3 protein-coding genes (1 of these 3 running past the window's edge) are annotated in these 14,741 nt (G+C 70.7%); all 3 read left to right on the top strand.

Annotation, left to right across the window (positions count from 1 at the left end; translation table 11 throughout):
* The first annotated feature begins 4 nt into the window (after positions 1-4).
* Entirely contained in the window at positions 5-1,492 is a 1,488-nt protein-coding gene (gene mftG, locus AB0H76_RS20880) for a mycofactocin system GMC family oxidoreductase MftG (protein ID WP_357326407.1), read from the top strand.
* A gap of 120 nt (positions 1,493-1,612) precedes the next feature.
* A complete protein-coding gene (locus AB0H76_RS20875) occupies positions 1,613-2,965 on the top strand; it encodes a GAF domain-containing protein (protein WP_357326404.1) in 1,353 nt (450 codons plus the stop codon).
* Between the two features lie 437 nt (positions 2,966-3,402).
* On the top strand, positions 3,403-14,741 hold the 5' portion of the coding sequence (locus tag AB0H76_RS20870) for a non-ribosomal peptide synthase/polyketide synthase (protein ID WP_357329779.1). The gene runs 6,460 nt beyond the window's last position; only the first 11,339 of its 17,799 coding nucleotides appear in the window; the start codon lies at positions 3,403-3,405; the stop codon falls past the right edge of the window.

Below are 14,741 nucleotides of genomic sequence, written 5' to 3'. Positions count from 1 at the left end.
GGCGGTGGCGGCGGCGGTAGCGCTGGGTGCGGGCGGCCCGGCCGGCACGGTGATCATCGGCGGCGGCACCGCGGGCTGTGTGCTCGCGGCGCGGCTCAGCGCGGATCCCGGCCACACCGTGTGCCTGCTGGAGGCGGGCCCGGTGTGGGCCGACGCCGCCGCGCTGCCCGCGGATCTGCGGTTGGCCGGGCGCATGCCGATCGGGCCCGCCTCGCCGTGGGTCTTTCGCTATCCGGTTCGCCTGGCCGAGGGACCCGTCGCGGGAACCATCGTGCGCGGCCGGGTGCTCGGCGGGTCCGGCGCGATCAACGGCGGCTATTTCGTCCGCGCCCTCGGCACGGACTTCGCGACGTGGGCCCGGGACTGCCCGGAATGGACTTTCGACGCGGTGCTGCCGGGATATCAGCAAATAGAGCGCGATCTTGATTACGGCGAGTTCCCGGGACATGGCCGCGACGGCCCGATTCCGGTGCGCCGGACCGTGGATCCGGTACCGGCGAGTGTCGAATTCGCGCGGGCCGCACTGGCCGCCGGGTTCCCGGAAATACCGGACCTGAACGCGCTCCCGGCGGCGGTGCCCGCGGCCGGGCTGGGGCCGGTCCCGTGCAATGTCGATTCCGGAATGCGGGCGGGACCCGCGACGGAGTATCTGCTGCCCGCGCTGGGCCGCCCGAATCTGACGGTGCACGACTCGGCAATGGCGACTCGCATTCGTTTTCGCGGCACTCGCGCGGTCGGCGTCGACTATGTGCGCGACGGGCGGGCCGGCACAATCGCCGCGGATCGGATCGTGCTCTGCGCGGGCGCGGTGGAATCGGCGGCGCTGCTGCTGCGCTCCGGGGTCGGGCCGCCCGGCCAACTCCAGGCACTCGATATTCCGGTGGTCGCGCCGGCCGCGGTCGGCGCCTGGTTCACCGATCACCCCGAGGTCGGAATCGATTACCGCGCACCCGCGACACCCGGGTCCGGCACCGTCGCGCTGGAGTACGTGCTTACTGTAGACGACCTCGAATTACGCCCGTATGCAGTGAGTTTCGGTCCGGATCCGGAAGTCCGGCGGCTCGGCGCGGCACTCATGCGGCCGCACTCGACGGGCGAATTGCGACTGGCTTCGGCCGACCCCGGGGTCGCTCCGATCCTCGATTTCCGTTATCTCGCCGCCGAATACGATCGGCGGCGATTGCGGGAGGCGGCCGAGCTGGCAACCGAACTGCTACACGCAATTCCCGGTGCCACAGTAGCCGCCCAGCAACCGGACGATTCCTGGTTACGCGCGAATCTCGGGACGTCCCAGCATTTGTCGGGAACCTGCCGGATGGGACCGGCGAACGACGAAAGCGCGGTAGTGGACGAGCACTGCCGCGTGCACGGGCTCACCGGATTGTCGGTCGTGGATCTGTCGGTTGTTCCCGTTCCGTTGAGCCGTGGACCGCAAGCGACCGTGCTGATGATTGCCGAACGCGCCGCCGGGTTCCTTCTCGAAGCCGTGTGAAAGACGCGCAGGTCACAAAACTCGGTGATCCTATCCGGATGTGACCTGGCAGACAAACGGGAATTTCCGCCCTACCCCCGGTATTGCCGCCGGTAAAGTCTGCGACGGAAAGAAAGGCAAATGGTCAGCAATCTCGCAGGTGGGCGGCACCCACGGCACGGCGTCGAGCCGGGGACGCAACTCGGCGCTCTGGAAGCCTATGCCGCACAGGCCCACGGTTATCTCACCGCCGGTGACGACCAGCTGTCCCAGCTGGCCGGTCTCCTGCGGCCTCTGGTCCTCGAATCGTGGCTGCGCAGTGTGCAGGCCGGCATCGACCCGATGGACCCGGGCAGTGAACGCGGTTTGCGCGGCGCCGATCTCCAGCGCTACCGCGACGCGCATCCCATCGCGCCGCTGTTGCCCCTGATCGACAAACTCCTCGTACAGGACACTGCCAGAACGGGTTTGATCGTCGTGGTCGCCGACCAGTTCGGCCGGGTGCTGTGGATCCACGGCAATCCCGAGCAGGTCGGCGTCGCCGCCGAGATCGGGCTGCGCGAGGGCGACGATCTGAGCGAGCGCCGGGTGGGCGCCAATGCCGTCGGGCTCGTGGTGCGCGCCGGGCGCGCCGTCTGGATCCACGGCCCGGAACACTTCCTGCATCGGATGCACCAGCTGACCGGTGCCGCCGCGCCGATGCACGATCCGGACGGCCGCTTGGTCGGAGTGCTGATGATCGCGGGCGGGGTCCGGGTGGCCAAGCCGGAGATCCTGGCGCTGGTGAAGGCGGCCGCGACCGCCGCGGAGATGGACCTGCTGCTGGCCGCCATGCGCGCGGCGCAGCACGCCCCGCGGGATCCGGCGCCCGCGCCGACCGGCCGGCTCGGGCTCGACGTGCTCGGCCTGGGCCAGCCGCAACTGAGCAAGGCGGGCGAGCGAGTTCCGTTGTCGCAACGGCACGCCGAGATCCTCCTGCTGCTCACCGAGCACGCCGAGGGACTCGGCGCCGATCACCTGGCGCTGCTGCTGGACGACACCGATCTGGACAACGGCACCATCCGCGCCGCGATGTCGCGCTTGCGCACCGTGGTGGGCGCGGACGCGATCGGTTCGCGCCCATACCGTTTGCGCTCTCAGGTCGCAACCGATGTGGACGCGCTGCGAGCCGCGCTGGACTCCGGTGATATCGAATCCGCATTACAGCTCTATGCCGGTCCGGTGCTGCCGCGCTCCACCGCGCCCGGGATCGTGGACCTGCGCGACGAGTTGCGGGTGCGGTTGCGCACCGCGGTGCTGGGTTCGGCGGATACCGGGGTGCTGCGGCGTTGGACCGCCGGCGCCGACGGCCGCGACGATGCCGCCGCATGGGCCGCCTATCGCGCGACAGTCGATCGTGATTCGCCCCTGTATGCCCAGATCGAGGCCAAGATTCGGGTGCTCGATCGGCGGCTCGGCGCCGATGCAACGCGGATGCAACGTTCCCGCTCATAGTCTGCAGTTCTGAAAGTGCCCTGGCTCACAAACAGGGCGTTCCGGGCCCCGTTATGCCCTGGCATTTTCGCCCCCCAAGTTGACTGGACAAGTGACCAGATTATTTTGTTGGATTTAGTTCCTTTTTATTAACAAAAGGCCTAATGTTCGGTTTGCGCGAAACATGCGTGTGATGCAGGAAACACCGTCGCGGCATCGGGAACCGGCCGCGGCAGCCGAGTTGGAGGAACGATCAAACGCTAGACATCCACCGGCGGCCAGCCCTGGCGGCCGGCCACCGCGGCGACACCGGTCGCCGAATCTGTCTCATGCAATCAGTCGGAATCTCGCGCTGGTGACGCCGATCGTCCCGCGCTCTCGCTGAAACATCTGTGGTGCCAAGAGGCCTCGGGCCTCTGGTTCGCGCTGCCCGAAAGAAGGAGGCCCTGGTGCCCGGTATGGAGTTGGGTGGATTTACGCCCGAACCAGCTGCCAGGGAGTGGTTTCCGCTCGCACCCGCCCAGCTGGGGCTGTGGTACGCCCAGCAGCTCGAGCCCGAGATCCCGATCACCATCGCGCAGTACGTGGATGTCCGCGGTGAACTGAATGTGGCAGTGCTGCAAGAGGTTACGCGCGAAGCGGCGGCGGAGTTCCAGTCCACGATGGTCCGGCTCGACGAGTCCGACGGCGTACCGCGGCAGTGCTTCGATCCGGAGTTGCCGTTCGAGCTGCCGCTGGTCGACCTCCGCGGGCACGCGGATCCGGTGACCGCGGCCGGAGATTGGATGCGCGCCGAAGCCGGCACGCCCATCGACCTGATCCGGGATCGGCTGTACGCCGGGGCGATCCTGCGGATCGAGGAGCAGCGCTGGTTCTGGTACCTGCGCTCGCACCACCTGATCCTGGACGGGTACGGCGCGCTGACCAACACCATGCGGGTGGCCGAGCGGTACACGGCCCGGGTGCGCGGCACCGAGATGGAGCCGGTGCGGGCGGCGCCGCTGGGCGAGCTGGTGCGCGGCGAGCTCAGCTACCGGGAAAGCTCCCGATTCCAGGCGGATCGGGCGCACTGGGCGCAGCGGGTGGCCGGGCTGGACGCGGTCACCAGCCTCGACCCGCGCTCCGCCCCGCGCGCTGCGGCCAACCTCGTCACCGGGCGCGCGCTCCCGGCGCCTCTGGTCGAGCGGATGAACACGCTTGCGGCGAGCCAGGATTCGACCATCGCGGTGGTGCTGCTCGCGGCGTTCGCGGCGTACCTGGGCCGGTTCACCGATCGCGACGACGTGGTGCTCAGCCTGCCGGTGACGGCGCGGACCACCGCGGCCATGCGGCGCTCGGCGGGCATGCTGTCCAATATCGTTCCGCTGCGGATCGGTACCGGTCACGCGGTGCGCTGGGCCGAACTGCTGCGGGCCATGCGGGTGGAACTGGCCGGCGCCCTGCGGCATCAGCGCTACCGGCACGAGGACATCCGGCGCGACGCCGCGCACGACGGGCGGCCGGCGCACCGGGCGCTGTTCGGGCCGCTGGCCAACATCATGCTCTTCAAGAGCGATCTGGCCCTCGGCGACACCGTCGGCCGCTATCACGTGCTGTCCACCGGCCCCGTCGAGGACCTGAGCCTGAACGTCTACTACGGCGAACAGGACAGTGTGCACCTCGATTTCGAGGCCAACCCCAACCTCTACGACGCCGAGGACCTGGCCCGGCATCACGCGCGCTTCCTGCGCTACCTGGAGCGACTGGTCGACGCCGATCTGGAGACGGCGCTGGGCGCGGTGGCCGTGGCCACCGAACTCGAAATCGAGGTCAGCACCCGGCTCTGGAACGCGACCGGATTCGACCTGCCGGGCAGCTCGGCGGCGACGCTAATCTCGATGTTCGAGGCGCAGGTGGCGCGGACGCCGGACGCGGTCGCCCTGCGGTCCGGCCCGGACACCCTGACCTACCACGACCTGGCCGGGCGCGGTAACCGGCTGGCGCGCTGCCTGATCGAACGCGGGGTCGGGCCGGAGACGCTGGTCGCCCTGCATATCCGGCGCTCGGTGGATCTGGTGGTCGCGATGTACGCGGTTCTCGCGGCCGGTGCGGCCTATGTACCGCTGGATCCGGATCATCCGATCGATCGGACCGCCCACATCCTCGAGACCGCGCGACCCGCCTGCGTGCTGGCCACCGCGCTCGACGCGCCGTCCGGCGTTCCGGAGGCCGTCGTGCTCGAGGAGCTGGACCTGTCCGGCTATCCGGACGGGCCGGTCTGGGAGCGCGAACGGACGACGGCGCTGTGGCCCGCGCACCCGGCGTATGTGATCTTCACCTCCGGGTCGACCGGACTGCCGAAGGGCGTCGCGGTCAGCCACGCGGCGATCGTCAACCGGCTCGTCTGGATGCAGCAGGCCTACCGGCTGCGCACCGACGACGTGGTGTTGCAGAAGACACCCGCCACCTTCGACGTGTCGGTGTGGGAGTTCTTCTGGCCGTTGCAGATCGGCGCGACGCTGGTGCTCGCGGAGCCGGACGGGCACCGGGATCCGGCCTATCTACGCGCGGTGATCGCCGAATACGGCGTCACCACGGCGCATTTCGTGCCCTCGATGCTGGAAACGTTCCTGGCGCAGGGCCCGAGCTCCCGCGACACCACCCTGCGGACGGTCTTCGCCTCGGGCGAGGCGCTGCCCGCGGCGCCGGCGCGACGGCTGCGGGTACTGACCGGGGCGCGGTTGCACAACCTGTACGGTCCCACCGAGGCCGCGGTCGACGTCACCTTCCACGAGGTGACCGACGCCGACACCCGGACGGTGCCGATCGGCGCACCCGTGTTCAATACCCGGGTCTATGTCCTGGACAGCGGCCTTCGGCCCGTCCCGGTCGGGGCTCCGGGCGAGCTGTATCTGTCGGGGGTACAGCTCGCCCGGGGTTACGTGGCGCGACCCGGCCTGACGGCCGAGCGTTTCGTGGCCGATCCGCGCGCGGACGGCGGGCGGATGTATCGCACCGGCGATCTGGTGCGCTGGACGCCGCGCGGGGAACTGGAGTACCTGGGGCGCACCGACTTCCAGATCAAGCTGCGCGGCTTGCGGATCGAGCTCGGTGAGATCGAAACCGTGCTCGGGGCCGTCGATTCCGTGGCGCGCGCGGTCGTCGTGGTGCGGGACGAGCAACTGGTCGCCTACGTGGTGGGCACCGCCGCGGGTGCGGTCGAGGTGGAGCGGTTGCGTGCCGTCGCGGCCCGTGCCCTGCCCGCCTATATGGTGCCCGCCGCCTTCGTGCTGCTCGACGCGCTGCCGGTGAACGCCTCCGGCAAGCTGGACCGCAGCGCGCTGCCCGCCCCGGAGCGGATCGCCGCCGCGTATCGCGAGCCCGCGACGACCGTCGAAGCGGCCGTCGCGCGGGTTTACGGCGAGGTGCTCGGGCACGAGCGGGTCGGGCTCGACGACGACTTCTTCGCTTTGGGCGGCAACAGCTTGATGGCTACCCAGGTCGCGGCGCGGTTGGGCGCTGACCTGGGTTGCCGACTCGGAGTTCGCGAATTGTTCGGCGCCGCTACGGTGTCCGAACTCGCCGGACTGATCGAGTCGGCGCGGGGAACCAGCGGCGGCGGTGATGTCGTGCTCCTGCGGTCGCGGCCGCGGCCGCCGCTGGTTCCACTGTCTCCGGCGCAGCAGCGGATCTGGTTCCTGAACCGGTTCGAGGGCGGCGCCGACTACAACATGCCGTTCGTGGTGCGGTTGCGCGGCGCGGTCGATGTGACCGCCCTGCGGCAGGCACTGGCCGATGTCGTCGGCCGGCACGAGGTGCTGCGCACGGTCTTTCCGGCGGTGCGCGGCGCGGACCTGTTCGCGCGGCAGGAGGTGCTGACCGAGACCGACGCCGTCGAGGCGGTCGAGCCGGTCGGCGCGGATGCCCTGGACCGCGCGCTGCGCACGTTCGCCGGACGGGGGTTCGACCTCGAACGCGAGATCCCCTTCCGCGCGCGGATCCTCCGCGTCGACGACGGCAGCTGTGCCCTGGCATTCGTGTTGCATCACATCGCCGCCGACGGCCTTTCCCTGCCGGTACTGGCCCGCGACGTGATGATCGCCTACGGCGCACGCCATTCCGGCCGAGAGCCGGAATGGCAGCCACTGGCGGTGCAGTACGCGGACTACAGCCTGTGGCAGCGTGAACTGCTCGGTGCCGCCGACGATCCGGACTCGGTGCTCACTCGGCAGCTGCAGTACTGGACCGAGGCGCTGGCAGGCGCTCCGGATCAGCTGGACCTACCCGCCGACCGGCCGCGGCCCGCGATCGCCTCCGGGCGCGGCGGGGTCTACCGGTTCGAGCTACCCCCGCCGGTCGTCGCCGGTATCGCCGAACTCGCGCGGGCGCAGGGCGTCTCGCCGTTCATGGTGTTGCACGCGGGGTTCGCGGCGCTGCTGGCGCGGATCTCGGGCAGTACCGACATCGTCCTGGGCACCCCGGTCGCGGGCCGGGGCGACCGGGCGCTGGACGAGCTCGTCGGGATGTTCGTGAACACCCTGGCGCTGCGCACGCCGATCGATCTCGCGGCGCCGTTCTCGACGTTGCTGCGGCAGGTCCGCGACACCGATCTGGCGGCCTTCGGGCACGCGGAATTGCCATTCGAGCAGCTGGTCGAGGCCATCAATCCGACTCGCTCCCAGGCCCGGCACCCCCTGTTCCAGGTGATGCTCGCCATCGATACCGCGGCGGCAATCCGTTTCGAATTGCCCGAGTTGTCGGTCTCCACCAGTAGTGTGAACACCGGAGTGACCAAGTTCGACCTACAACTGACGGTCACTGACGGCTTCGCCGGTGCCGGACACAGGGAAGGTTCGGCACCGGCGGAGGTTCCCGCCGAGTTCTCCTACGCCTCGGATCTGTTCGACGAAACCACCGTCGCGAGCTTCGCGCGCTGGTTCACGGCGCTGCTGCGCGCGGTCGTCGAGAATGCCGAAACACCGGTCGGTGACCTGCCGTTGCTCGATGCCCCGGGGCAGTCGCGGGCGCTCGAGGCCGGGCAGGCGACACCCGCCGAAGCGGGCGGCGATGTCCTCGCGGCCTTCCGGGCCCAGGCCCGCCGGACTCCCGATGCCATCGCGCTGGTCGACGGCGCGCACACACTGACCTACGCGCAATTCGCGGCGCGGGTGCACCGGCTGGCCAGTGTGCTGACCGAGGCCGGCGTCGGCCCGGAAACGCGGGTCGTGCTCGGCATGCGGCGCTCGGCGGAGTTCGTCACCGCGGTGTACGCGGTCCTCGCGGCGGGCGGTGCCTATGTGCCGGTGGATCCGGATCAGCCCTGGGCGCGGCTGACGGACGTGGTCGCGACCGCCGCTCCGGTGTGCGTGCTCACCCGTTCGGTGGACGGCTGGGGGGCTGCCGACATCCCGGTCATCGAGGTCGATGCTATCGATTCCCCTCGGCCGGTGTCGGATTCGGAGCTGCCGGTCAGGGGCGGCAGCGCGGCCTATGTGATCTTCACGTCCGGCTCTACCGGACGCCCCAAAGGCGTCGCGGTGTCCCGGGACGCGCTCGCCAACCAGATCCACTGGATCGCCGGGGAATACGGCATCGGCGCGGCCGACGTGGTGCTGTTCAAGACGCCCGCCACCTTCGACGTATCGGTGTGGGAGTTGTTCGCGCCGTTGGTCTCCGGAGCGCGAATCGCGATCGCCGAGCACGACGGGCACCGGGACAGCGCGTACCTGGCCCGCACGATCGAGGCACACGCGGTGACGATGACCTCCTTCGTCCCATCGATGCTCTCGGTGTTCGCCGCCGCGGTCGACTCGGCGCGGATTCGCACGCTACGCACGGTTTTCGTGGCCGGTGAGGCCATGACCGGCGCCGCGGCCGCCGCCTTCGCTCGAGTGTCCGCAGCGCGGCTGTACAACCTGTACGGGCCCACGGAATTCACCGTCCACGCGACCCATGCTCCGGTCGACAGCGCGCGCAGCGGCCCGGTGCCGATCGGGCGACCGGTGGCGGCGAGCCGGGCGCTGGTCCTGGACGCGCGGTTGCGGCCGGTACCCGACCTGGTGGTCGGTGAGCTGTACCTGGCCGGTGTGCAGGTGGCGCGCGGCTATCACGGCCGCTCGGACCTGACCGCCGAACGGTTCGTCGCCGATCCGCACGGCCCGGTGGGCACCCGGATGTACCGGACCGGCGATCTGGTGCGGCGCACTCGCGACGGTGCGCTGGAGTACTTGGGACGCAGCGATTTCCAGGTGAAACTGCGCGGCCAGCGCATCGAGCTCGGCGAGATCGAGGCGGCGCTGCGCGCGGTGCCGGAAGTGCGGGCGGCCGCGGTGCGGGTATTCGCCGGGGCCGCAGGAGAACTGCTGGTCGGATATGTGGAAACCGCACTCGCGGAACCGGATCTCTCGACCGTCCTGGACAACCGGCTGCGGGCCACGCTGCCCTCTTATATGGTGCCGTCCGCCTACGTCGCGCTGCCCGCGCTGCCGCTGACTCCCTCCGGCAAGCTGGACCGCAAGGCGCTGCCGGATCCGGTGCTGGCCGCCAAGGCGTTTCGCGCACCGGCCACCGGCGCCGAACACCTGGTGGCCGAGGTGTTCGCCCAGGTCCTCGGCGTGGCACGGGTCGGCCTGGACGACGACTTCTTCGCACTCGGCGGTAATTCCCTGGTCGCGACGCAGATCTCGGCCCGGATCGGTGAGGCGATAGCCGCCGACGTGCCGGTGCGGCTGCTGTTCGAGCACCCGGTCGTCGGCGCGCTGGCCGCGCGGCTGCCCGCTGCCGGGACCGCGCGGGCCGCACTGCCGCTGGTCGCCGGTCCGCGTCCGGACCGGGTGCCGCTGTCCTATGCCCAGCAGCGGATGTGGTTCCTGAACCAGTTCGACGCCGCTTCCTCGGCCAACAACCTCGCCGCGGCGGTCCGGCTCACCGGTGCCCTCGATCCGGCCGCCCTGGAAGCCGCGGTGTCGGACGTGTTCGCGCGGCACGAGGCGCTGCGTACGAGATACCCCGCGGTGGACGGGGTTCCGCATCAGCAAGTGCTGCCGGCCGCCGAGGTCTCGCTCGACCTCGAGCCGGTCGCGGCCGAGGAACTGGCCGAGCGGATCGTCACGTTCGCGGCGCGGCCGTTCGCCGTGCAGGATGCGCCGCCGATTCGAGTGGCGTTGCTGCGGAGCGACTCCCAGGTGCATGTGCTGGTCGTGGCCATGCACCATATCGCCGCCGACGGCTGGTCGATCGCGCCGTTGACCCGTGACCTGATGCGCGCCTACGCGGCGCGGTGCGCGGGTCGGCTGCCGGACTGGGCGCCCCTGCGGGTGCAGTACGCGGATTACACGCTGTGGCAGCGCGAACTGCTCGGTAGTGAGCAAGATCCGGAATCTGTTATCGGCCAGCAGATTCAGCTGTGGGCCACCGATCTCGACGGCCTACCCGAGCTATCGACCCTGCCTTCGGACCGCCCCCGGCCGGCGGTGGCTTCGGGCCGCGGTGCGCGGCACGCGTTCGACATCCCGGGCGCGACGCTCGAGCGGCTGCGTGCGCTCGCGGATCGATCGAACGCCTCGCTGTTCATGGTGCTGCACGCGGCGCTCGCCACGATGATGGCGAGACTCTCCGCGCAGCAAGATATTTCGATCGGCACGCCGGTCGCCGGGCGCGGGTACGCGCGGCTGGACGAGCTGGTCGGGATGTTCGTCAACACCCTGGTGCTGCGGACCGAGGTGCGCCCCGAGGTCGCGTTCACCGAGCTGCTCGCGGCGGTGCGCGATCGGGACCTGGCGGCGTTCGCGCGCGCCGACGTGCCCTTCGAGCGGCTGGTCGAGGTGCTGGAGCCGGAGCGCACCGGTGCCCGCCATCCGCTGTTCCAGGTGATGCTCGACTTCCAGAACACCGCGCAGTCCGCGCTGGAGCTGGCCGGTCTCACCGCCACGCAGCTGGAGATCGACACCCGGACCGCGAAATTCGATCTCCAGCTGACGCTGCGCGAGTCGGAATCGGGCCTGGCGGCGGTCTTCGAATACGCGACCGATCTGTTCGACGCCGCGACCGTCGCCGCGTTCGCGCTGCGGCTGGGCCGGGTGCTCGACGCGGTGTCCGCCGAGCCGGACCAGGCGGTCGGCGAGATCGATCTGCTCGCACCCGCCGAGCGGACGCGCATTCTCGAAACCTGGAATGCCACGGCACATCCGGTGGCTGCCACGGCCACGCTGGTGTCGATGTTCGAGGCGCAGGTGGTCCGCGACCCCCGGGCGGTCGCCGTGGCCTTCGACGGTACGGAGCTGACCTATGCGGAGTTCGCGAGCCGGGTGCACCGGCTGGCGCGGTTGCTCGTTTCCGTCGGCGTCGGGCCGGACAGCACCGTGGCCGTGGCGATGCACCGCTCCCTCGATCTGCTGATCGCGATCCACGCGGTGGTCGGCGCGGGTGGGGCGTATGTGCCCGTGGATCCGGAACATCCGGCCGAGCGGATCGCCCACGTGCTGGACAGCGCAGGCCCGGTGTGCGTGCTCACCCGCAGCACCGACGGGCTCGACCTGCCTGCCACCGGCGAGCGGATGTGGGCGGTGCTGGATGTGGACCAGTTCGACACCACCGAGTATTCGGACGCGCCGCTGACCGACGCGGACAGGCTGGGAGTCCTGCATCCGGACAACGCGGCATACGTGCTGTTCACCTCGGGATCGACGGGGCGGCCGAAGGGCGTCGCGGTGGCGCATCGCGCGATCGTCAATCGGCTGGTGTGGATGCAGGACACCTACGGGCTCACCGCGGCCGACGTAGTGCTGCAGAAGACGCCGGTCACCTTCGACGTCTCGGTGTGGGAGTTGTTCTGGCCGTTGCAGATCGGCGCGCGGCTGGAGGTCGCCCGGCCGGACGGGCATCGGGATCCGGGCTATCTGGCCGAGGTCGTCGCCGCGGCGCGGGTCACGGTGGCGCACTTCGTCCCCTCGATGCTGTCCGTGTTCGTGGCGGAACCCGCTGCTGCCCTGTGTGATTCGCTGCGCCTGGTGTTCGCCTCGGGTGAGGCGCTGCCGCCGGCCCCGGCCCACCTGCTGCGGCAGCTGACCGGTGCGCGGGTGCACAATCTGTACGGGCCGACCGAAGCGGCCGTCGATGTCACCAGCCACGAGGTGAGCGCCGGTGACACGCATACCGTTCCGATCGGCACGCCGGTGTTCAACACCCGGGTGTTCGTGCTGGACGGCCGATTACAGCCGGTGCCCGCCGGGGTGCCCGGCGAGTTGTATCTCGCGGGCGCGCAGCTCGCACGCGGCTATGCCGGCCGCCCGGACCTGACCGGTGACCGGTTCGTGGCCAACCCCTTCGGGGCGGGCGAGCGCATGTACCGCACCGGCGATCTGGTGGCCTGGCGCACCGATGGTGAGCTGGAGTATCTGGGCCGCACCGATTTCCAGGTGAAGCTGCGTGGTCAGCGGCTCGAGCTGGGCGAGATCGAAGCCGTGCTCGCCGCGGTGCCGGGCGTAGCGCAGGCCGCCGCGGTCGTCGCGGCCACGCCGCACGGTGACCAGCTGGTCGCCTATGTCACCGCGGCGGAAGCCGTCGGGCAGCCGCTGGCCGATGTCGTGCGCCGGGCCGTGGCCCGGGCACTGCCCTCGTATATGGCGCCCTCGGTGATCACCGTCCTCGACGAGTTCCCGCTCAATGCCTCCGGCAAGCTCGACCGGAAAGCGCTGCCCGCGCCCGCGGTCGAGATCGCGGTCTTCCGGGCCCCGGAAACCGCGGACCAGGCCGCCGTCGCGGCGATCTACGCCGAGGTGCTCGGCCTGCCCGGTACCCGCCGGGTCGGCCTGGACGACGACTTCTTCGCGCTGGGCGGCAATTCGCTCACCGCGACCCAGGTGGTCGCCCGGGTCGGCGGCGCGCTGGACGCGGAGCTGCCGGTGCGGGTGCTGTTCGAGGCGCCGACCGTGGCGGAGCTGGCGGCCCGCGCCGCGGCGCGGCAGGGGAGCGGGCGGGCCGGGTTGTCGGCCCGGCGGCGTCCGGAGCGGATTCCGCTCGCGCCGGCCCAGCAGCGCATGTGGTTCCTCAACCGGTTCCTGGCCGAGAGTGTCAGCGGGCCCGGCGACGCGGTGAACCATATCCCGGTCGCGCTGCGCCTTACCGGCGCGCTGGATGTCGCGGCCCTGTCGGCGGCGCTCGCGGACCTGGTCGCTCGGCACGAAACGCTGCGGACGATCTATCGCGAGGACGCGGACGGCGCGGAGCAGGTCGTGCTGGCGGTGGGAGCGGACGTTTCGGAGCTCGACCCGATGGTGTGCGACCCCGCGGACCTGCACGACCGGTTAGCGCACTGTGTCGCGGCGACGTTCGACCTGAGTCAGGACACCCCGCTGCGGGCCCGGCTGTTCCGCGTCGCCGACGCGCACGTGCTCCTGCTGGTCCTGCATCACATCGCCGCCGACGGTGTTTCGCTGGCGCCGCTGGCGCGCGACCTCATGACGGCCTACGCGGCGCGCAGCGTGGGCGCGGCGCCGCAGTGGGAAGCACTGCCGGTGCAGTACGCCGACTACGCGCTCTGGCAGGCCGAGACCGTGGCCGCGGACACCGAGCAGCTGGGTTTCTGGCGGGAGCACCTGGCGGGCCTGCCCGACCAGCTCGATCTGCCCACCGACCGCCCGCGGCCCGCCGAGACCACGCACCGCGGCGCGACCCACCGTCTGCGCATCGATTCCGACCTGCACGGTGAGCTGCGGGAGCTGGCGCGCAAGCGCGAAGCCACCCTGTTCAACACCGTGCACGCCGCGCTGGCCGTGCTGCTGGCCCGGCTGTCCGGCGGCGCCGACATCGCCATCGGCACCCCGGTGGCCGGCCGCGGCGACGCCGCGCTGGACCGGCTCGTCGGCATGTTCGTCAACACGCTCGTGCTGCGCACCCGGATCGATCCGCGCGCCCGGTTCGAGACGCTGCTCGACACGGTGCGCGCCCAGGATCTGGATGCCCTCTCGCACGCCGACCTGCCGTTCGAGCGGCTGGTCGACGTGCTCGCTCCCGCCCGCGCCCGAAACCGGCACCCGCTGTTCCAGGTGGCGCTGACCTTCCAGAACTTCACGCTGCCCCGGCTGGCGCTGCCCGGCCTCGCCGTCGAGCCCCTCGAATTCGACACGGCGGCGGCCAAGTTCGATCTGCAATTCACGGTCCTGGAAGCCGGCGACGCGGATGGGCGCGCCGACGGCATGGACATCGAGATCACCTACGCCACCGATCTGTACGACCCGGAGTCGATCGCGGTGCTGGCCCGGCGGTTCACCCAGGTGCTGGCCGCCATCACCGCCGACGCGACCGTCGTGGTCGGGGACATCCAGCTGCTCAGCGGCGAGGAGCAGCAGCGGGCGCTGTACGAATGGGCCGGCGTGGAGGTAGCGGCGGCCACGGTGCCCGAGACGCTCGCGGATCGATTCGCCCGCGCCGCGCTGCTCGACCCGGCGGCCGTCGCGGTGCTGGCCGGGGACAGCGCACTCACCTATGCCGACCTCGACGCGCGGTCCAACCGGCTGGCCCGCAAGCTGATCCTGGCGGGCGCCGGGCCGGAAACCCTGGTGGCGGTGGCACTTCCACGCTCCACGGACCTGGTGGTCGCACTGCTCGCGGTGGTCAAGGCGGGTAGCGGCTATCTGCCGATCGACCCGAACTACCCGGCCGATCGCATCGAATACATGCTCGACGACGCGCGTCCCGTGTGCGCGATCAGCAGCGGCGCGACAGCGCTGCCGCGCGACTGGTTCGGCGGCCCGGTGATCGACCTGGATGTCACCGACCTCGACACCTTCGAATCCGCGGCCCTGTCGGACGCGGAGCG

This window comes from Nocardia sp. NPDC050712, from assembly GCF_040654295.1.
Taxonomy (GTDB): domain Bacteria; phylum Actinomycetota; class Actinomycetes; order Mycobacteriales; family Mycobacteriaceae; genus Nocardia.
The sequence above is the reverse complement of the archived record's forward strand: the minus strand, read 5'-3'. Positions and strand labels throughout refer to the sequence as shown.